Annotated in this window: 23 protein-coding genes; 13 read left to right on the top strand and 10 right to left on the bottom strand. The window is 59.8% G+C overall.

What is annotated here, in order from left to right; all coding sequences use genetic code 11:
* The first annotated feature begins 2 nt into the window (after positions 1 to 2).
* The 6 genes from nrdR (at position 3) to AXG89_RS44310 (ending at position 2,101) form a co-directional block, all read left to right on the top strand.
* On the top strand, positions 3 to 485 hold the full coding sequence (nrdR, locus tag AXG89_RS03010; protein WP_062000234.1) for a transcriptional regulator NrdR: 483 nt from the start codon (positions 3 to 5) through the stop codon (positions 483 to 485).
* A 152-nt stretch (positions 486 to 637) separates the two neighbouring features.
* Entirely contained in the window at positions 638 to 1,189 is a 552-nt protein-coding gene (locus AXG89_RS03005; protein WP_062167883.1) for a GspH/FimT family pseudopilin, read from the top strand.
* Positions 1,186 to 1,407, top strand: a complete 222-nt coding sequence (locus AXG89_RS03000) for a type IV pilus modification PilV family protein (protein ID WP_062167881.1) — start codon at positions 1,186 to 1,188, stop codon at positions 1,405 to 1,407. Before AXG89_RS03005 ends, AXG89_RS03000 begins: the two co-directional genes overlap by 4 nt.
* 24 nt (positions 1,408 to 1,431) lie before the next feature.
* Positions 1,432 to 1,665 carry a hypothetical protein gene (locus AXG89_RS02995; RefSeq protein ID WP_062167879.1) on the top strand — a complete coding sequence of 78 codons (234 nt, stop codon included), beginning with the start codon at positions 1,432 to 1,434 and terminating at the stop codon, positions 1,663 to 1,665.
* Positions 1,662 to 1,952, top strand: a complete 291-nt coding sequence (locus AXG89_RS44315; RefSeq protein WP_335671957.1) for a type IV pilin protein — start codon at positions 1,662 to 1,664, stop codon at positions 1,950 to 1,952. Before AXG89_RS02995 ends, AXG89_RS44315 begins: the two co-directional genes overlap by 4 nt.
* Positions 1,949 to 2,101: a hypothetical protein gene (locus AXG89_RS44310; protein WP_335671956.1), complete on the top strand. Its 153-nt coding sequence runs from the start codon at positions 1,949 to 1,951 to the stop codon at positions 2,099 to 2,101. The genes AXG89_RS44315 and AXG89_RS44310 overlap by 4 nt, the downstream gene beginning before the upstream one ends.
* 29 nt (positions 2,102 to 2,130) lie before the next feature.
* Here the strand turns inward: AXG89_RS44310 and AXG89_RS02985 are convergent, their stop codons facing one another.
* The 3 genes from AXG89_RS02985 to AXG89_RS02975 form a co-directional block, all read right to left on the bottom strand.
* Complete coding sequence (locus AXG89_RS02985; protein WP_062167877.1) at positions 2,131 to 2,658, bottom strand: DUF3318 domain-containing protein; 528 nt, start codon at positions 2,656 to 2,658, stop codon at positions 2,131 to 2,133.
* 74 nt (positions 2,659 to 2,732) lie between these two features.
* On the bottom strand, positions 2,733 to 3,113 hold the full coding sequence (locus AXG89_RS02980; RefSeq protein ID WP_062167875.1) for a phage holin family protein: 381 nt from the start codon (positions 3,111 to 3,113) through the stop codon (positions 2,733 to 2,735).
* 220 nt (positions 3,114 to 3,333) lie between these two features.
* Positions 3,334 to 3,636: a DUF883 family protein gene (locus tag AXG89_RS02975; protein WP_062167873.1), complete on the bottom strand. Its 303-nt coding sequence runs from the start codon at positions 3,634 to 3,636 to the stop codon at positions 3,334 to 3,336.
* A gap of 414 nt (positions 3,637 to 4,050) precedes the next feature.
* Here AXG89_RS02975 and AXG89_RS02970 point away from each other — a divergent pair, with 414 nt between their 5' ends.
* A complete protein-coding gene (locus AXG89_RS02970) occupies positions 4,051 to 4,689 on the top strand; it encodes a peroxiredoxin (RefSeq protein WP_062167871.1) in 639 nt (212 codons plus the stop codon).
* A 94-nt stretch (positions 4,690 to 4,783) separates the two neighbouring features.
* Here AXG89_RS02970 and AXG89_RS02965 read toward each other — a convergent pair whose 3' ends face one another.
* On the bottom strand, positions 4,784 to 5,974 hold the full coding sequence (locus AXG89_RS02965) for an acyl-CoA dehydrogenase (RefSeq protein ID WP_062167869.1): 1,191 nt from the start codon (positions 5,972 to 5,974) through the stop codon (positions 4,784 to 4,786).
* Between the two features lie 99 nt (positions 5,975 to 6,073).
* On the opposite strand from AXG89_RS02965, the gene AXG89_RS02960 reads away from it, so the two are divergent.
* Both AXG89_RS02960 and AXG89_RS02955 read left to right on the top strand, forming a co-directional pair.
* Positions 6,074 to 6,880, top strand: a complete 807-nt coding sequence (locus AXG89_RS02960) for an IclR family transcriptional regulator (RefSeq protein ID WP_062167866.1) — start codon at positions 6,074 to 6,076, stop codon at positions 6,878 to 6,880.
* Between the two features lie 94 nt (positions 6,881 to 6,974).
* The gene (locus AXG89_RS02955; RefSeq protein ID WP_062000227.1) at positions 6,975 to 7,463 is read left to right on the top strand and encodes an Lrp/AsnC family transcriptional regulator; all 489 of its coding nucleotides are present in this window, start codon (positions 6,975 to 6,977) and stop codon (positions 7,461 to 7,463) included.
* A 15-nt stretch (positions 7,464 to 7,478) separates the two neighbouring features.
* Here AXG89_RS02955 and AXG89_RS02950 read toward each other — a convergent pair whose 3' ends face one another.
* Positions 7,479 to 7,988, bottom strand: coding sequence for a flavin reductase family protein (locus AXG89_RS02950; protein ID WP_062167864.1), 510 nt, complete (start codon positions 7,986 to 7,988; stop codon positions 7,479 to 7,481).
* A gap of 203 nt (positions 7,989 to 8,191) precedes the next feature.
* Here AXG89_RS02950 and msrA point away from each other — a divergent pair, with 203 nt between their 5' ends.
* Positions 8,192 to 8,752, top strand: coding sequence for a peptide-methionine (S)-S-oxide reductase MsrA (gene msrA / locus AXG89_RS02945; RefSeq protein ID WP_062167862.1), 561 nt, complete (start codon positions 8,192 to 8,194; stop codon positions 8,750 to 8,752).
* 53 nt (positions 8,753 to 8,805) lie between these two features.
* On the opposite strand, the gene AXG89_RS02940 is transcribed toward msrA, so the two are convergent.
* The 3 genes from AXG89_RS02940 to pdxH form a co-directional block, all read right to left on the bottom strand.
* Positions 8,806 to 9,861, bottom strand: coding sequence for a DUF72 domain-containing protein (locus tag AXG89_RS02940; protein WP_236873401.1), 1,056 nt, complete (start codon positions 9,859 to 9,861; stop codon positions 8,806 to 8,808).
* A 77-nt stretch (positions 9,862 to 9,938) separates the two neighbouring features.
* On the bottom strand, positions 9,939 to 11,153 hold the full coding sequence (locus AXG89_RS02935) for an SAM-dependent methyltransferase (RefSeq protein ID WP_062167860.1): 1,215 nt from the start codon (positions 11,151 to 11,153) through the stop codon (positions 9,939 to 9,941).
* 244 nt (positions 11,154 to 11,397) lie between these two features.
* Positions 11,398 to 12,054: a pyridoxamine 5'-phosphate oxidase gene (gene pdxH / locus AXG89_RS02930; RefSeq protein WP_062167858.1), complete on the bottom strand. Its 657-nt coding sequence runs from the start codon at positions 12,052 to 12,054 to the stop codon at positions 11,398 to 11,400.
* A 298-nt stretch (positions 12,055 to 12,352) separates the two neighbouring features.
* Here pdxH and AXG89_RS02925 point away from each other — a divergent pair, with 298 nt between their 5' ends.
* Positions 12,353 to 13,216 (top strand): tRNA threonylcarbamoyladenosine dehydratase, encoded by an 864-nt coding sequence (locus AXG89_RS02925; RefSeq protein WP_062167856.1) that lies wholly within the window; start codon positions 12,353 to 12,355, stop codon positions 13,214 to 13,216.
* A 125-nt stretch (positions 13,217 to 13,341) separates the two neighbouring features.
* On the opposite strand, the gene trxA is transcribed toward AXG89_RS02925, so the two are convergent.
* Complete coding sequence (gene trxA / locus AXG89_RS02920; protein WP_062167855.1) at positions 13,342 to 14,190, bottom strand: thioredoxin; 849 nt, start codon at positions 14,188 to 14,190, stop codon at positions 13,342 to 13,344.
* Between the two features lie 161 nt (positions 14,191 to 14,351).
* On the bottom strand, positions 14,352 to 15,251 hold the full coding sequence (locus AXG89_RS02915; protein WP_062000220.1) for a pirin family protein: 900 nt from the start codon (positions 15,249 to 15,251) through the stop codon (positions 14,352 to 14,354).
* A gap of 179 nt (positions 15,252 to 15,430) precedes the next feature.
* Here AXG89_RS02915 and AXG89_RS02910 point away from each other — a divergent pair, with 179 nt between their 5' ends.
* Both AXG89_RS02910 and AXG89_RS02905 read left to right on the top strand, forming a co-directional pair.
* Positions 15,431 to 15,694, top strand: a complete 264-nt coding sequence (locus AXG89_RS02910; RefSeq protein ID WP_062167853.1) for a hypothetical protein — start codon at positions 15,431 to 15,433, stop codon at positions 15,692 to 15,694.
* Positions 15,695 to 15,893: 199 nt separating this feature from the next.
* Positions 15,894 to 16,775 (top strand): EamA family transporter, encoded by an 882-nt coding sequence (locus AXG89_RS02905; RefSeq protein ID WP_062170234.1) that lies wholly within the window; start codon positions 15,894 to 15,896, stop codon positions 16,773 to 16,775.
* The last annotated feature ends 8 nt before the right edge of the window (positions 16,776 to 16,783 follow it).

Below are 16,783 nucleotides of genomic sequence, written 5' to 3'. Positions count from 1 at the left end.
CCATGCGCTGCCCCTTCTGCCGTCACGAAGATACGCAAGTGGCCGATTCGCGTGTCTCGGAAGATGGGGCGGCAATTCGCCGGCGGCGGCGCTGCCCCGCCTGCGACAAGCGTTTCACTACATATGAACGCGTAGAACTTGCACTGCCGTCCGTGGTTAAAAAGGACGGTAGCCGCACCGAGTTCGACCGCGCGAAAATCGTGGCGAGCATGCAACTCGCGCTGCGCAAGCGGCCGGTTGCGGCCGACGCTATCGATGCCGCCGTTGCGCGCATTGAATATCAATTGCTGGGCAGCGGTGAACGCGAAGTTCGCAGCGACCGTCTGGGCGAGCTTGTCATGAACGAGTTGCGCCAATTGGACACCATTGCTTACGTGCGTTTCGCTTCGGTCTACAAGCGCTTTGAAGACGTGTCGGAATTTGAAGACGTGCTCGAAGAATTTCGCCGCGCGGCTCCGCGCAAGACCACTCCCCGCAAACGCTGAGCGTTCCTGCATATCTCCTCCTCGCTATAGACCGGTAATCGTCTCGACAGTACGTCGAGGCTTTAGCACGTCCGATACTCGGCCAATCGGCTAATGGCGGGCGTGGAAAATTCTCTTTAGATTGATCGCTGGTCCGGTTCAATCGATGAGGGATGCAGATGAATTTCCGATGTTCACCCGGTTTTACGCTGACCGAACTCGCTGTCGTGCTTGCGGTGATTGCGGTCATCGCGACATTTTCGGCGCCGTCGTTTGTCATGTGGCACAAGCGCGATCAAGTCGATGCAAGAGCGCGCGCCATGTTGTTCACGCTCACTTTGGCGCGTTCTGAAGCAATCCGGTGCGGCGCCCGCGTGACCTTGTGCCGGATCGACGCCGCGCGTGCGTGCCTCTTGTCAGGGAAGGCCTGCGACGGCGGACTCACCGATTGGGCATGCGGCTGGGCGCTGTTTTTCGAGCGCGACGGCGGGCGCGTGTTGATGCGCATGCAGCCGGCTTTGGCTGGCGTTGCCGTGGCTGGAAACGGGAGCGAGCTTTCGTTCACGCCGCCTTCCGGGCAGATGATCGGCGGGTTTAGCAGCTTTGATTTCAGCGCCCGCGACGGCGCTTTGGCGTCTTTCGGCGCACGTGGACGCCGATGCACCCGCATTGCTGCCGGTGGACGCGCGCGTCTCACGCAAAGCGCATGCGGAGCCACCGCATGATGACCTTCGCGCGCAGGTTCGATCGAGGCGATTCGCTGATTGAAGTGTTGATCGCGCTCTCGCTGAGCGCGGTGACGGCGCTTGGAATCATCGGTGCGCAGATGTGGCTTGCCCGCAACGAGCGGTCAGTGATGATGCGTGAGACGGCGGTATCGATTGCGGATTCTGTCGCAGAGGGAATCCGCCGCAATGCTGACCGCGATCCAATCGTAGCGTAATGGCGCGCGCTAGCTGCAGCGGCATTGCCGGATGGGGGCGTCGATGTGCTGGACCGTGGCAACGGCGTGCATGTCGCGGTGGTCAAATGGCGGCCGCCGGCATCGGGTAACGGCGACGAACCGTTGTGCGCCGAGCCTGGCGTCCGACGTGCGGTTATCGAATCGTGGTTGCATCGACAGATTGAGATCACCGAAAGCGGCGCGGTTGCGCACTGGCGGCGCGTGGCCGCAAAACCTTTTCAGACGAGTTCGCCGTGAATACGACCGTACATACACCCAGGGGATTCAGCCTGCTCGAACTCATGATTACGCTCGGCGTGGCGGCGATCATCGCCATGTTCGCGATGCCGGTTTATCAGCAGCAGGTGATGAAGGGACATCGACTGGATGCGGTTGCCGCGATTTACCGGGCTGCGCATATGCGGAGAGCGCGCGAAGCGCGTCCGGTAACGACACCGCGCTCAGACTGCCGGCGGGTTTCGACCAGACGCCCGCCACAGGCGCACCGTTCTATGTCTTGCGGATACTCGCTGAATCCGAGATGAATGGCGGCTATTCGATCGAAGCCGAGCCAATCTCGGCGCCCAACGATGCTTGCGGCATATTCGCACTCGACGAGACCGGCGTGGAGTCGAATCGTGCTTCGGAAAAACTCACGCCGCCCAAGGTGGCGGCGTGCTGGAGCGGCAAATGACGCTGCTCAACCAAACACAAGCAAGAGGATCAGGCGTCCGGATCGACGACCGGATCGACCGGCGTGGTGGTGGCCGGAGTGGACTTCATCTGTTGCCATACCCGATACGCCTCCCACCCGACGAGTCCCAGGCCACCCCATTTGAGCAGCGGCTTCGCGCTTGCAAGAAGCCGGGTGCGGACCGGTTTCGCAAGTATCAGCGACGCGAGCGAACCCACCACCGGATACTGCTTCAGCAACAAGCTTAGGTTACTTGCGTTAAAGAAACTGCCAAGTCCACTCAGTCCGCCGCCACCCGCGCCGCCGGTCATGCGGTTCATGAAACCACCGACACCAGTGCTGCGCCCACGCTTGCCACGCCCGGGCATGATCATGTTCAGCACGCTGAAGTGCTTGACCTTGTAGCGCAGATCGGCGCTCGCCTGCGCCAATTCCATGCGCTCGACGTCCGCGCGCGCGATCAGCAGTTCCTTGCGCAGCGCGCGCATGTGGGGCGTGCTCAGCTTGTGCGCGTTTGCTCGCTTTTGAGCTTTGAAGGTGTCGTCGGTTTGACTCATGGCGTGGCTGGCTCGTGGAAAGTCATCGATTAATACAGTGCCTGACATGCAACGCGCTATGCGAGCGTTGCAAATCAGTTGAACGTGTCGCGGTCCTTCTTGAATTCGGCGAGAGTGCTTTCGAACACATTCGGCGCGTTACTCAGTCCGGCTCGCGCACGCATCGCGCAGGCAACAGCGACCAGCACGTACACGGCGGTGATCGCCGCGAGGGATTGCCACCGGTAGGTATCCCAGAATGCAATCGCGATGAGCACTGTCAGCGTGATGAGCGCCATCATGGTCAGCATCATCGCGGCGAGGCCGAGAAAGAGGACGCCGAGCAGCCGTTCCTTTTCTTCCGAGAGTTCAATCCCGATCAATTCCAGCCGAGTCTCGAAGATCGAAAACACGGAGCTGACAATGCGGCGCAACGGCCCTTGCGTATCGTGCTGATATGGCCTTTCTGTCGTCATGGCTTAAGCGCGAAGAGCGCGTTATTTTGGGCGCAAAAATATCCGGGCGGATTAACAGCATCCAGCCGGTCTGTCGGGCAAGTCGCTGGCGCAAACCTGCGGCTGCTCCTAGCTTGTAAGGCAATCTTCGGGCCGGGTCCGCTCGCGTGAAGAGCTAAAGGCAATTCACGCGGCGAACCGGCATAACAATGAAACGGCGATAAATCGAGGATTAACCCGCTTAACGGCGATTGATCAGCAAGCCGATGACCACGCCAAGGCCCCCGGCGATCCCAATGGATGCCCACGGGCGCTCGTGCACGAAGTCGTCAGTTGCACGTGCGGCCTTCTTGCCTTTTTCGATCACCACGACCTGTGCATCCGCGGCCTTTTCCTTCGCTTGCTTCAAGCGGGTCAGAGCGGTCTCGCGCAGCTCGGATGCACGCTCGCCAGTTGCACTCGCGGCCTGCTTCAACAGGTCTTCGGCGTCTGCGAGAACGGTTTTGATATCCGACATGAATCGCTCCTTATTGATTTCTGACATTGATGGCTCCAAACGGGTGAGGCTACGCCAATCGTACCAAAGAAGCGGTGGGTGACCAGCGTCCATCCGGCCCCGAAACTTATGGCTTGCAGTTTTTGTTCCCGATGCATGCAAACGTGGACCATGAACGCCTTGGGGCAACCATTCCGGCCTGTCTCAGCAGAAGATCGAATCCTTCAGCAACGAAAAATTCGCGATGATCCTCCCGTCCAGGTTTCCGCCATGCCTCGAAAAATTACAAAACTGCATGACGATCTGACGGAATGTTCGTTCGTTGTGCAGGTCGAGTAACGTATGCTTTAATTTTTCGTTCGGATCGCCTCTTTTCATTTAACGAGCGGTCTGGCTAACGCAGGTTTGCAGACGTTGCCGCGAAGACAAGAATCGCGGTCTACCAACTTCAGGAGATACACCATGAGCTTGCGTCTTGGCGATACCGCGCCCGACTTTGAACAGGACTCCAGCGTCGGCCGCATCAAGTTTCACGATTGGCTGGGCAATGGCTGGGGCGTTCTGTTTTCGCATCCGGCCGACTTCACGCCGGTTTGCACGACCGAACTTGGCCTGACAGCAAAGCTAGCCGGCGAGTTTGAAAAACGCAATGTGAAGGCGATCGCGTTGTCGGTGGATAACGAGGAATCGCACAAGGAGTGGATCAAGGACATTAACGAAACACAGGCGGCCAACGTCGGTTTCCCGATCCTCGCCGATGGCGACCGGAAAGTGTCCGAGCTGTACGACATGATTCACCCGAACGCAAATGCCACGCTGACGGTGCGGTCGTTGTTTGTCATCGATCCGCAAAAGAAGGTGCGTTTGACGATCACGTATCCTGCGAGCACGGGTCGCAATTTCGATGAAATCCTGCGCGTGATCGATTCACTGCAACTGACGGACAGCCATCAGGTGGCTACGCCCGGCAACTGGAAGCAGGGCGACGACGTGGTGATCGTGCCGTCGCTGAAGGACGAAGAGGAAATCAAGCGCAAGTTCCCGAAGGGATACAAGGCTGTGCGCCCGTATCTGCGTCTGACGCCGCAGCCGAACAAATAACCTGGTTGCCGAAATACAGGTTCAAAACGAGTCTTAAAAAGCCAACGCCTGAAAAGGCGTTGGCTTTTTACATGGCCTTTCCGGGCTGCCGGTGTCAGAAAAACGCCTGGATCCCGGTTTGCGCGCGGCCCAGAATCAGCGCGTGGATATCGTGCGTGCCTTCGTACGTATTGACCACTTCGAGATTCACCAGATGGCGCGCCACGCCGAACTCGTCCGAAATGCCGTTGCCGCCGAGCATGTCACGCGCAAGGCGCGCAATGTCCAGCGCTTTCCCGCACGAATTGCGCTTCATGATCGAGGTGATCTCGACCGCCGCCGTGCCTTCGTCTTTCATGCGGCCGAGGCGCAGCACGCCTTGAAGCCCCAGCGTGATTTCGGTCTGCATATCCGCAAGTTTTTTCTGGACGAGCTGGTTCGCGGCGAGCGGACGCCCGAACTGCTTACGGTCCAGCGTGTATTGCCGCGCCATGTGCCAGCAGGCTTCGGCCGCGCCGAGCGCGCCCCACGCGATCCCGTAACGCGCCGAGTTCAGGCAGGTGAACGGTCCCTTGAGGCCGCTCACGTTCGGCATCAGGTTTTCTTCCGGCACGAAGACTTCGTCCATCACGATTTCGCCGGTTATCGATGCCCTTAGACCGACCTTGCCGTGAATCGCGGGCGCGGTGAGTCCTTTCCATCCTTTCTCGAGGATGAAACCGCGAATCTGGTCGCGGCCGTCTTCTTCGAGCTTGGCCCAGACTACAAACACATCGGCGATAGGCGAATTCGATATCCACATCTTCTGGCCCGACAGCGAAAAGCCGCCATCCACCTTTTTGGCCCGCGTGGTCATACCGGCCGGATCGGAGCCCGCATTCGGCTCGGTCAGGCCAAAGCAGCCGATCCATTCGCCGGTCGCCAGCTTCGGGAGGTACTTTTGCTTTTGCGCGTCGGTGCCGAATTCGTTGATCGGCACCATGACCAGTGATGACTGCACGGACATCATCGACCGGTAGCCCGAATCCACGCGTTCCACTTCGCGTGCGATCAGGCCGTAGCTGACGTAGTTCAGCCCGGGGCCGCCATATTGTTCGGGGATGGTCGGGCCGAGCAGGCCGAGATCGCCCATTTCACGAAAGATCTCGACGTCCGTGCGTTCATTGCGGAACGCTTCGAGCACGCGCGGCTGCAGCTTGTCCTGCGCGTAGGCGTGCGCGGCATCGCGGATCATGCGTTCTTCGTCGCTTAGTTGCTGGTCGAGCAGCAACGGATCTTCCCAACTGAAACGGGCGGCATCGGCCATGGTGTTCTCCTGTTCCTATGATTCCAAGTTTTTGGACTTGACTAATGTTCCGCTAAGCGGAACAATGTTTTGCAAATCAATGACCGAGTCTAGCATCCGATGCCTAAGAGTTCCATCGGGATAACCGATCCGCCGCGCACATCAAATGGAATCGATGAACGCCGTTTCGTTGTGGCGCTTGCTCGCGGCCTGGAATTGCTGCGGGCGTTCCGCCCGGGCGAAACCTTGTTGGGAAATCGCGACTTCGTCGAAAGGACGGGGCTTCCCAAGGCTACCGTCAATCGTCTTGCCTACACGCTGACAACGCTCGGCTACCTTCGCTTCGATGAACCCGCCGGCAAGTACGCGCTCGACACAGGCGTGCTGTCGCTCGGCTTTGCATTGCTCGCCGGCGCGGACGCACTCGAACTGGCGCGGCCGCACATGCGCGTGCTGGCGCGCGAGATTGGGGCGGCGGTATCCCTTGGGTGCCGCGATGGACTCGACATGATCTATCTAGAAACCATCCGCAGCGAGACTGCGCTCACGCTCGGTCTCGCGCCCGGATCGCGCCTTTCGATGCTCACCAGTTCCATGGGCCGCGCTTATCTCGCCGTGCAGGAACCGGACCTGCAAGCCGCATTGCTGGACGAACTTGAAGCAACGGCGCAGAAAAACGGCGAAGACGGCGCGCGATTGGTGAAAGCCGCCCGGGATGCGATCTCCGACTACGCTCGCGATGGCTGTTGCTATTCGTTTCGTGACTGGCACGCCGATGTAAATGCGATCGCCGCACCCGTACGCGATCTCCGCAACGGTCGGTGGCTGGTGCTGAGCAGCAGCGGTCCCGCATCGTCGATGGATGAATTTTATTTTCGAGATGTCGTCGGCCCAAAGCTCCGCGCACTGGCGGCGCGGCTGGTTTAAGGTCCAAATCCTTGAAATGTGATTTAGAAAAAACCTCCCAAAGCGGCCGCTCTTAGAACATAATTCGATGAAACAGCCGCAGGGAGACTAAAAAATGACAGGGTTCTCGCTCGACGCAACGGATTGCCGTATTTTGTCGGTACTGCAGGAAGACGGGCGGATCAGCAACCTCGATCTGGCCGAACGAATTTCGCTATCGCCATCGGCATGCTTGCGCCGCATGCGGTTGCTTGAGGAAGAAGGGGTGATCGCGAGCTATCGCGCATGCCTGGACCGGGAGCGGCTCGGCGTTGAACTGGAGGCGTTCGTGCACGTGTCCATGCGCAACGATCAGGAAAACTGGCACGAGAAGTTTGCGGCGGCGGTGCGCGAGTGGCCCGAGGTGGTCGGCGCGTTTGTGGTGACGGGCGACACGCATTACGTGCTTCGCGTCCTCGCACATAACCTGAAACATTACTCAGACTTTATCCTGAGCAAGCTCTACAAGGCGCCGGGCGTGATCGACATTCGCTCGAATATCGTGCTTCAGACCATGAAGGACGAAGCCGGCGTACCGGTCGCGCTGATCGATCGCACGAACTGAGCTTCGCAACGCGTTCTACAACGACCCGATCGTATGAAACTGCCCCGCCTGGAAAACCAGTGGGGCTAGTTCCGCTGCGTTTTCGTGCACGCCACATCGTTCGACCTGGCCCACGAAGATCACGTGGTCGCCTTCCTGATAGCGGCTGCGGTTGTGGCATTCGAACCAGGCGAGGGCGCCATCGAGCACGGGCATGCCTGTGTCCCCGGCCGCGTGCGATACCCCTGCAAAACGGTCGCCCTTGACCGTCGCAAAGCGCTTGCACAGATCGACTTGCGTCGCGGCGAGCACGTTGACCACGTAGTGACTGTTGGCCTGGAACACGGGCATGGATGCCGACTTCGTCGCAAGGCTCCAAAGCACGAGCGGCGGATCGAGCGAGACGGAATTGAACGAGCTGGCCGTGATGCCGATCAATTGGCCTGACGGGGCGCGCGTCGTGATGACGGTGACGCCGGTCGCGAACTGACTCAGCGCGTCTCGAAAAGCGGTTGCATCGAAATTCGGCGGATTAGCGCGTTTCATTGAGGATGGTTCGGTTTCGATGTCATCGGTGGATTGCAGTTGTTGCGATTCTATCGGAATCGACTACGCTGCTAATAATGAAGCTGCCGCGTCATAAGCCTCGACGGCAGCATGGATACACGAAAACCAGTAAGCTGGCAGGGTTGATTCAGAGGGCTTCCGCACGCATTTGGGTGACTGCGGAACACGAACCAGGAGCCAGCATGACGCAACATGACGAGCAGGCGACACGCGAAACCGCCACCATTGGCGGCGGGTGTTTTTGGTGTACGGAAGCGGTGTTTTTGGGCGTGGAAGGGGTGGTGTCGGTGGAGTCGGGGTACGCCGGCGGGCAGGTGAAGGACCCATCGTACGAACAAGTGTGCGACGGCACGACCGGGCATGCCGAAGTCATCAAGGTCGACTTCGATCCTGCCGTGATCGGTTACAAGGAGGTGCTCGAGATTTTCTTCGCGACGCACGATCCGACCCAGCTCAACCGTCAGGGTAATGACGTTGGCACGCAGTATCGGTCGAGCATCTTCACGCACTCCGACGAACAACGGAAGATTGCGCTGGATGTGATCGATGAACTGCAGAAGGGCGGCATCTTCGACGGCAAGATCGTGACCGAGGTGACGCCACTGAACGGCAACTATTACCCGGCCGAGGACTATCACCAGAACTACTTCGAGCAGCATCCGAACCAGGGATATTGCGCGTTCGTGGTGGCGCCGAAGGTAGCGAAGTTCAGGCAGAAATTTGCCAGCAGGCTCAAGCGTTGATTACTGCCGGCGTCCGGCAAGATCAGACGGGCTTCGAGAAACTGAAGCCCGTTTTATTTTTTTCCAAGCCAGATCCGCAGCGCGGCAACGAGGTTGCGCGCGATCTTGAAGCAGGTCAGCGGCGCAGATCCCTCGGCCTTGTTGTTCACCGCAATCACCACAGGCTGGCCCGCGATTGCGTATCGAACGGCGAGTTCGGCGAGTGCTTCGTGCGTGTCGGGGTCTTCATCGACGAGTTTGTCGAACGGCTCGTACTTCGCTTTCGCCTGTTCGTACTTGAAGCCGCCATGCAGGCTCCAGCGCACGATCAGCGGACCCAATCCACCTTCATCAAGCAGCGCAAGCGCCTTTGCCTGACGCCGCGGATCGGGCATGCGTGCATGAATGCCGACGCAATAGCGCACGTTGGCATCGCGCAGGACGCGGATGAAACGCGGCGTGAGCATGATGGCGTCGCGCAGTTCGACGGCGTAGCAACTTTCGCCAGGCAGCGCCGGTAAAGCCTGCAAGAACGCGGACAATCGATCAAGGAACAGGCTGGGATCGACGATCATTGCGTCTGGAAGCGGCGGAATCTGGAATACGAGCGCGCCCGCCTTTTCGCCCAGACCGGCAATGCAGGGCTCCACGAATTCACTGATCGCGATGCTCGCGTCGAGGAACGCGGGGTTGTCGCCGGCGGGTATGCCCTTGTCGCCGCGGACGGTGGCGTCCGTCACCGAGGCAGGCGCCTTGACGATGAACCGGAAATGCGCCGGAACCTGGCCGGCGTAGCGGGCGTAATCGGCAACGGACAGTGGCCCGTAAAACGAGCGATCTATCGATACACACCGCAGCAGCGGATGCGCCCCGAGCGCGTTGAGGCCATCGCGGGAAAGCTTGGCCGACGAATATTCGTCGCCATACACGATGTCGCGCCAGCCGGGAAACGACCACGTTGATGTCCCGATATGAACCTTCGCCGGAAGCTGTTCGGCAAGCGCATGGAGTTCGGGCGTGGCGAGGGCAGGCAGGACGCCGCCGCGTGATTTCGTTCGGGGGGAAGGCGCCTTGGCGGGCTTTGATTTCGGAGGTTGCGCGGTTTCCGGCTCTACAACCTCACCGAACAGATCGACATCGACAAAACCCGCGTCCGGTTCATCACCGGACGCGGGTTCATGGGGAGCGGCAGAATCGGGCGTTGAACTCAGAGCGATTTTTCGTAAATGTACCGGCGCGACCACGGCAGCGTTTTCGCGCTGCGCCCGGCCTTCCGGCAGACGATCTGGTAGATCGAGACATCGTCATTTTCGAACGCATACGCGCATCCTGCAAGGTACACGCGCCAGATGCGGAATTTTTCATCGTCCACGAGCGACTTGGCCTTGTCCGCGTGCGCTTCGAAATTCTCCGCCCAGATGTCGAGCGTGCGCGCGTAGTGACGGCGCAGGCTTTCCACGTCCACCGCTTCCAAGCCGCCCTCCTGCAGCGCTTCGAGCGCCAGCCCGATATGCGGCAGCTCGCCGTCCGGAAACACATAACGGTCGATGAACTCGCCGCCGCCCAGCGCCGTTTCGCCGCTGTCGTAATCGGTCGACGTAATGCCGTGGTTCATCGCGATGCCGTCGTCGACCAGCAGGTCACGCACCTTGGCAAAGTAGCCGGGCAGGTTCTTGCGGCCGACGTGCTCGAACATCCCGACGCTCGTGATCCGGTCGAACTGGCCTTGAACGTCGCGGTAATCCTGCAGACGGATTTCGATCTTGTCTTCGAGTCCTGCGTCTTTCACGCGCTTGGTCGCGAGATCGAACTGGTTCTGCGAGAGCGTGACGCCCACGCATTGCGCGCCGAATTTCTCCGCTGCCCGCAAGACGAGCGCACCCCAGCCGCAGCCAATGTCGAGCAGGCGCTGGCCCGGCTGCAACTGGATCTTGGTCAGGATGTGATCGATCTTTTTGATCTGCGCAGTGGCGAGGTCTTCGTCGCCGTTCTCGAAGTACGCGCACGAGTAGACCATGTTCTCGTCGAGCCAGAGCGCGTAGAACTCGTTTGATACATCGTAGTGGTACTGAATGGCTTTCTTGTCCGACGCCTTCGTATGATTGAAGTAACGCCGCACGCGCGCAAGCTTGCCCGCGCTGGTGACCGTGTTCTTGGCCAGCCCGTACCCGATGTTGATGATGTCCGACAGCTTGCCCTCTATGTCGATCTTGCCTTTCACATACGCTTCACCGAGATTGTCCAGACTCGGTTCGAGCAGGTAAGGCAGGGCAGTCGCGCTCTTCACGTGCAACGTGACTTGCGGCGCCGCGAAACTTCCGAAGTCATGTTGCTGTCCATCCCACAGGACAAGGCGTGCGGGCAAGTTGGCCCGGTCCCGGATGTCCTGCACCCACTGCGTCAGCTTTTTCTCCCAAAACATGCTTGTTCTCCGCGCTCAGATGAAATTGAAGCCAAACCGGGTCGCTTGCACTGCACATTGGTACGTCACGTGGTGATGTTTTTCTGCTTTCGCCATATCCGTTCGGACACGCCGCAACGAGACGCGATTCAACGCGGGTCGCTCATGTCGGTTCACCTTGAACCGGGCGAAGGTCTGATACGGTCAAGCGAAGCAAAAATTCGGTGAAGGTGCTTTAAGACACGCTTAAAGACGCCTTCAGGCGCTAAGGCGATAGTCGGACGATGCGCCATTGCTGGCCGTTATCCGCTTGCTCGCGTGCATCACGTTTATAGACGACACGGTCGTGCAACCGTGAAGGGCGGCCCTGCCAGAATTCGATAGTGTCGGGAACGAGCCGGTAGCCGCCCCAATGGGGAGGGCGCGGCGGGTTGTCTCCGTATTTTGCGATCAGATCGCGCTCGCGGGCTTCGAGCACCGCGCGGCTTTCGATCACTTCACTTTGCTCCGACGCCCACGCGCCTATTCGCGATCCAAGCGGGCGCGACGCGAAGTATGCGTCGCTTTCTTGCGGACTTGTCTTGACGACGGAGCCCTCGACGCGCACCTGGCGCTCGAGTTCGATCCAGTAAAACAGCAGGCTCGCGGCGGCGTTGCCGGCGAGCTCGTGACCTTTGCGGCTGAGGTAGTTGGTGAAGAACACGAACCCGCGATCGTCGACGCCCTTGATGAGCAGGATACGCGCCGATGGCCGGCCGTGTTCGTCGACGGTGGCAAGCGTCATGGTGTTGGGTTCGGGGAGTTGTGCGTCCTGCGCTTGCGCAAACCAGCTTTCGAATTGCCGAATGGGATTCGGATCCACGTCGGATGTGTCCAGCGATCCGACTGAATAATTCTTTCGAAGGTCAGCGAGGGTTGTCATTTTTTATGCAAGCACTTCAATCGCATTAGTATAGCCAAGGTCTGCAAATCGTGCGCTTTACGGTTAATGCTTCCACGACCTTTATTGAGTCAGGTCATGAAGCCGTGCAACAGGATTTGACGTGACCTGAGCGATTATTTTCATTCTGCTTTCAGAAAACTGGAGGCTGGTATCCGACGTCCAATCTTCGATAAGGCAGAATACGCAATTCGGTGAATTCCTGCTCATATGCGCTTCTATCGTTGTGATAGCGCGTCAGTTCTGCCTCCTTGCTTGTGTCCCTGCCCGTAAAACGTTTATGACCGCCATTTCCGCTTCTGTCGATGCTTCAAATATTACCCCCGCGACGCCGGAGTTTGAAGCGCCTGATCGCGCCCGGCGCTTCGGCGGCGTGGCGCGCTTGTACGGCCCGGCGGGGCTTGCTGCGTTCGAACATGCGCATGTGGCGGTGATCGGAATTGGCGGCGTGGGCTCGTGGGCGGTCGAAGCGCTGGCGCGTAATGCGATCGGACGGCTGACGCTGATCGACCTGGACAACGTCGCCGAGAGCAATACCAACCGGCAGGTGCCCGCGCTCGATGGCAACTACGGCAAGGCCAAGGTCACGGCCATGGCCGAGCGTATCCGGCTCATCAATCCGGATTGCCGTGTGAACGAGGTTGAAGACTTCGTGGAGCCTGCGAACTTCGATTCGGTGCTGGGCGGCGGTTTTGACTTCGTGATCGATGCAATCGACAGCGTGCGTACGAAAACGGCGCTAATTGCATGGTGCGTCGAGCACGATCAGCCGCTGATCACGGTTGGCGGCGCGGGCGGGCAGCTCGATCCGACGCGGATTCGTATCGATGATCTTGCGCTTACGATCCAGGACCCGCTGCTCTCGAAGGTGCGCGGCCAGTTGCGCAAGTCGCACGGGTTTCCGCGTGGACCAAAGTCGCGATTCAAGGTGAGCGCCGTCTACTCAGAGGAACCGCTGATCTACCCGGAAGCGCCGGCCAGCGATATCGGCGAGGAAGCCGAGCACGTCGAAACCGCGCCAGGATATGCCGGACCGGCGGGTTTGAATTGCGCCGGGTTTGGATCGAGCGTGTGTGTCACTGCCAGTTTTGGGTTCGCCGCGGTTTCTTTTGTCTTGAGGGAACTTGCGAAGAAGGCGCTTTAGAAACGAATGGCCGCTTTACCATTTCGGGTGAAGCGGCCATTAAAAGCATTAAGCAAAGTTCTGCAGAAGACTTCTGCTCGATTTGATTTAATACAATTGAAAGAATTAAATTACGCGCATTAAAGTCAGTTCATTGCGCTGCTGAGCTTGCGACGCCAGGCCGAGACCACCTCAGGCTGATGCGCGGCCAGACCGAACACCGACAGCATGGTCTTGCGGCCAACGTCGTCCATGAAAGCGCGGTCGCGCGTGAAGATCGCGAACAGATGCTCCAGCGCGCCGTTGTAGTCGCGGCCCGCAATCAGGCGGTTTGCCAAAGCGAACCGAGCTTCAAGATCATCGGGATTCGCGTTCACCGCGTCGATCAACGCGTCGGCGGGCGGCAGGCTCGCGGCGGCTTCGGCGGCGTCGAGCTCGGTTTTCAGCGCGTTGTACCGGGCATCGATTCCTTGCGTGGTTTTCGGCGACAACAGCTTGTCTTCTTCGCGTGCTTCGTCCGTGCGGCCTGCAGCCAGCAGCCATTCGATCAGGTCCAGGCGGGCGTCGTCGTGATTGGGATCGAGCACGAGCGCCGCCTTGATATGGTCGATTGCCAGATCCGTGTCGCCCGCCTCCAGCGCCGCGTGCGCCGCCCGCAGCTCGGCTTCGGCGCCATCCGGCATCAGCTTTTCGATGAACGCGCGCAACTGGCCTTCCGGCAGCACGCCGATGAACTGATCGACCGCATGGCCATCCGCGAACGCGATCACGTGCGGAATGCTGCGAACCTGGAAGTGCGCCGCGAGTTCCTGGTTTTCATCCACGTTGACCTTGACCAGCTTCCACGTTCCCGCGCCTTCGGTTTCCAGCCGCTCGAGCATGGGTCCGAGCGTCTTGCACGGACCGCACCACGGCGCCCAGAAGTCCACAAGGACCGGCGCTAGCGTGGACGCGGTGATGACATCCTGTTCGAACGTGGCGAGTGTTGTATCCATGGTGTTCCTCATAAGGCGTCTTACAAAAAAGGGCGTGAAGCGACTTCAACAATTCTACGTCGAAGCTTGTGCGGTTTTCTGTGGATACAAGGGGCGCAGCGGGGCCGAGCGGCGTGAAACAGTCGAGCGTGGATTCGGGTGAGGTCAAGTTCGCCGCGGCTTCACGCTTCCGGCGCATTGTTCTCGTGGCGCGGTGCTGGCAACGGAATGAACTCCGTCTCGCCAGGCACATGCCCCATGCGCTGCTCGCTCCACGCGTGCTTCGCGGCTGCGATCTTCTCCTTCGAACTCGAGACGAAATTCCATTCGATGAAGCGCGTGCCGTCGAGCGGCGCGCCACCCAGCAACATGGCGATGGCGCCATTCGTACTGCGCAGGTCGGCGGAAAATCCGTTCTTCAGCACGGCCATCTGGCCCGCCGGCACTTCGTCGCCGTCGATGGTGAGGTCGCCTTCCAGTAAATACACACCGCGCTCTTCGTGCTCTGTATCGAGCGTCACGGCGCTGTCCGGGGTGAATTCTGCTGCGACGTACAACGTCGGCGAGAAGGTGGTGGTCGGCGCCGTTTCGCCGAAAGCGCTGCCCGCGATCACCCGCAAGCGCACGCCGTTGCGTTCGACTAGCGGAAGGGTCGCGGCCGGATGATGCTCGAACGAGGGCGCCACCTCTTCGGCATCGACCGGGAGGCCGATCCACGTCTGGATGCCGTGCATGGTCTGGCCTGCGGCGCGTTCTTCGTCCGGCGTGCGTTCCGAATGCACGATACCCCGTCCCGCCGTCATCCAGTTCACGTCCCCGGGCGAGATCTTCTGCAAGGAACCGAGGCTGTCGCGATGCATGATCGCGCCCTCGAACAGATACGTCACCGTCGCAAGCCCGATGTGCGGATGCGGCCGGACGTCGAGCCCCACGCCGGGCACGAGCGTTGCGGGACCAATATGGTCGAAGAAGATGAACGGCCCGACCGTGCGGACAGCTAGCGCGGGCAACACGCGCCGCACTGTAAGGTTGCCGACGTCGTGCTGGTGTGGCTTGAGAAACGCTTCGATTGTGGAAGACATGTGAACGCTCGGTTGCGTGCTCGGAACTGCAATTCTACTGGGCGCCGGGTTCAAGCATGCATGCGTTATCCGGCGATAGGCCGTAAGGCCTATGGTTCGTGGTTACGCCGATGGTTACCGCAATCCCTGAAAACCGCAGCACTTGAACGTCCCTTTTGCATAAGACAGGAGTTTTGATAATGACCAAAAATACGCTTTTGATCGCCCTTACGGCTGGACTTCTTGCTACCGGCAGCGCTTTCGCGCAGACATCGAGCGACAACTCGACGGCCGGTGACTCCACCGCCGCACCGATGTCGGGCGCCTCTGCGCCGATGAAAAAACATCGTATGCAACGCCACGGGACCAACAAGTCGTCGAATGGCTTGTCGGCTAACAAGAGCAAAACGCCGGCGGTCGAAACGGGCGCCAGCGCCGCAGTGGAAAACGGCCAGGGCAAGTAAATCCCCGGGATCTTGAGAAGCGCGTGTGCCGGTCCCGGTACACGCGCTTTTTCTTTGTTCAAAACTGTTAGCGTGGCCTTGTCCGAATGGGCCATGCCGTGAGTTTGTACAACGCAGTTGCAAAAACGTCCGCTAAAGTATCGATTCACGTGCGATCCAGACGATCGGCGAAGATCGAATACAACTAACGGAGATGGCTGTGTCGCCAAGGGATTTGTTGTCCGCGCTGATCGTGATTCTTGCCTGGGGCGTGAATTTCGTCGTGATCAAGGTCGGTTTGCACGGCGTGCCGCCCATGCTGCTTGGGGCGTTGCGATTCTCGCTGGTGGCGGTGCCGGCGGTGTTTTTCGTCAAGCGCCCGGCCGTTCCCTTTCTATGGGTATTCGCATACGGCGCGACCATCTCGCTTGGTCAGTTCGTGCTGCTCTTCTACGCAATGTCCGTGGGCATGCCTGCGGGTCTCGCCTCGCTCGTCTTGCAGGCGCAGGCGTTTTTCACGCTGATCTTCGCGGCCATGATCCTGGGCGAGCAGGTTCGCGGGCCGAACATATTGGGCTTGCTGATTGCCGCGTGCGGGCTCGCCGTGATCGGCATGCAGGCGGGTCACGCCATGACCGTCGCGGGCTTTCTGCTGACGGTGGCGGCATCGGCAATGTGGGGAATCGGAAACGTGATTACCAAGCGCATGGGCAAGGTCGACTTGCTGTCGCTTGTCGTGTGGGCGAGCCTCGTGCCGCCGCTGCCGTTCCTGGCCTTGTCATTGGTGATGGAAGGGCCGGCGCGCATCAAGGCAAGCCTCGCGGCCATTTCCACGACGTCGGTTCTCGCGATCGTGTATCTGGCGTTTATCGCGACGATGCTCGGCTACACGCTGTGGGGAAAGCTGCTGGGGCGTTATCCGGCGAGTCAGGTGGCGCCGTTCTCGCTGCTCGTGCCCATTGTGGGACTGGCGTCGGCCGCACTGCTGCTCGACGAAGGACTGAGCTCCATGCAGTTTGTCGGCGCGGTCCTGGTTATGGCCGGGCTGGTCGTGAATGTGTTCGGTGGATGGTTGAGGCAACGGTTGATGCCGGCGCGCTGAGACGCCGG

This window comes from Burkholderia sp. PAMC 26561 (assembly GCF_001557535.2).
Lineage (GTDB): Bacteria > Pseudomonadota > Gammaproteobacteria > Burkholderiales > Burkholderiaceae > Caballeronia.
This window is presented reverse-complemented; position numbering and strand designations above follow the sequence as displayed.

Coding starts and splice junctions, on each gene's coding strand:
- AXG89_RS03005 (WP_062167883.1), top strand. CDS start 638: ATGCAGATGAATTTCCGATGTTCACCCGGTTTTACGCTGACCGAACTC.
- AXG89_RS02975 (WP_062167873.1), bottom strand. CDS start 3,636: ATGTCAGAAATCAATAAGGAGCGATTCATGTCGGATATCAAAACCGTT.
- AXG89_RS02980 (WP_062167875.1), bottom strand. CDS start 3,113: ATGACGACAGAAAGGCCATATCAGCACGATACGCAAGGGCCGTTGCGC.
- trxA (WP_062167855.1), bottom strand. CDS start 14,190: ATGGATACAACACTCGCCACGTTCGAACAGGATGTCATCACCGCGTCC.
- AXG89_RS02935 (WP_062167860.1), bottom strand. CDS start 11,153: ATGTTTTGGGAGAAAAAGCTGACGCAGTGGGTGCAGGACATCCGGGAC.
- pdxH (WP_062167858.1), bottom strand. CDS start 12,054: ATGACAACCCTCGCTGACCTTCGAAAGAATTATTCAGTCGGATCGCTG.
- AXG89_RS02970 (WP_062167871.1), top strand. CDS start 4,051: ATGAGCTTGCGTCTTGGCGATACCGCGCCCGACTTTGAACAGGACTCC.
- AXG89_RS02915 (WP_062000220.1), bottom strand. CDS start 15,251: ATGTCTTCCACAATCGAAGCGTTTCTCAAGCCACACCAGCACGACGTC.
- AXG89_RS02910 (WP_062167853.1), top strand. CDS start 15,431: ATGACCAAAAATACGCTTTTGATCGCCCTTACGGCTGGACTTCTTGCT.
- AXG89_RS02965 (WP_062167869.1), bottom strand. CDS start 5,974: ATGGCCGATGCCGCCCGTTTCAGTTGGGAAGATCCGTTGCTGCTCGAC.
- AXG89_RS02955 (WP_062000227.1), top strand. CDS start 6,975: ATGACAGGGTTCTCGCTCGACGCAACGGATTGCCGTATTTTGTCGGTA.
- AXG89_RS02960 (WP_062167866.1), top strand. CDS start 6,074: ATGCCTAAGAGTTCCATCGGGATAACCGATCCGCCGCGCACATCAAAT.
- AXG89_RS02985 (WP_062167877.1), bottom strand. CDS start 2,658: ATGAGTCAAACCGACGACACCTTCAAAGCTCAAAAGCGAGCAAACGCG.
- AXG89_RS44310 (WP_335671956.1), top strand. CDS start 1,949: ATGAATGGCGGCTATTCGATCGAAGCCGAGCCAATCTCGGCGCCCAAC.
- msrA (WP_062167862.1), top strand. CDS start 8,192: ATGACGCAACATGACGAGCAGGCGACACGCGAAACCGCCACCATTGGC.
- AXG89_RS02950 (WP_062167864.1), bottom strand. CDS start 7,988: ATGAAACGCGCTAATCCGCCGAATTTCGATGCAACCGCTTTTCGAGAC.
- nrdR (WP_062000234.1), top strand. CDS start 3: ATGCGCTGCCCCTTCTGCCGTCACGAAGATACGCAAGTGGCCGATTCG.
- AXG89_RS02925 (WP_062167856.1), top strand. CDS start 12,353: ATGACCGCCATTTCCGCTTCTGTCGATGCTTCAAATATTACCCCCGCG.
- AXG89_RS03000 (WP_062167881.1), top strand. CDS start 1,186: ATGATGACCTTCGCGCGCAGGTTCGATCGAGGCGATTCGCTGATTGAA.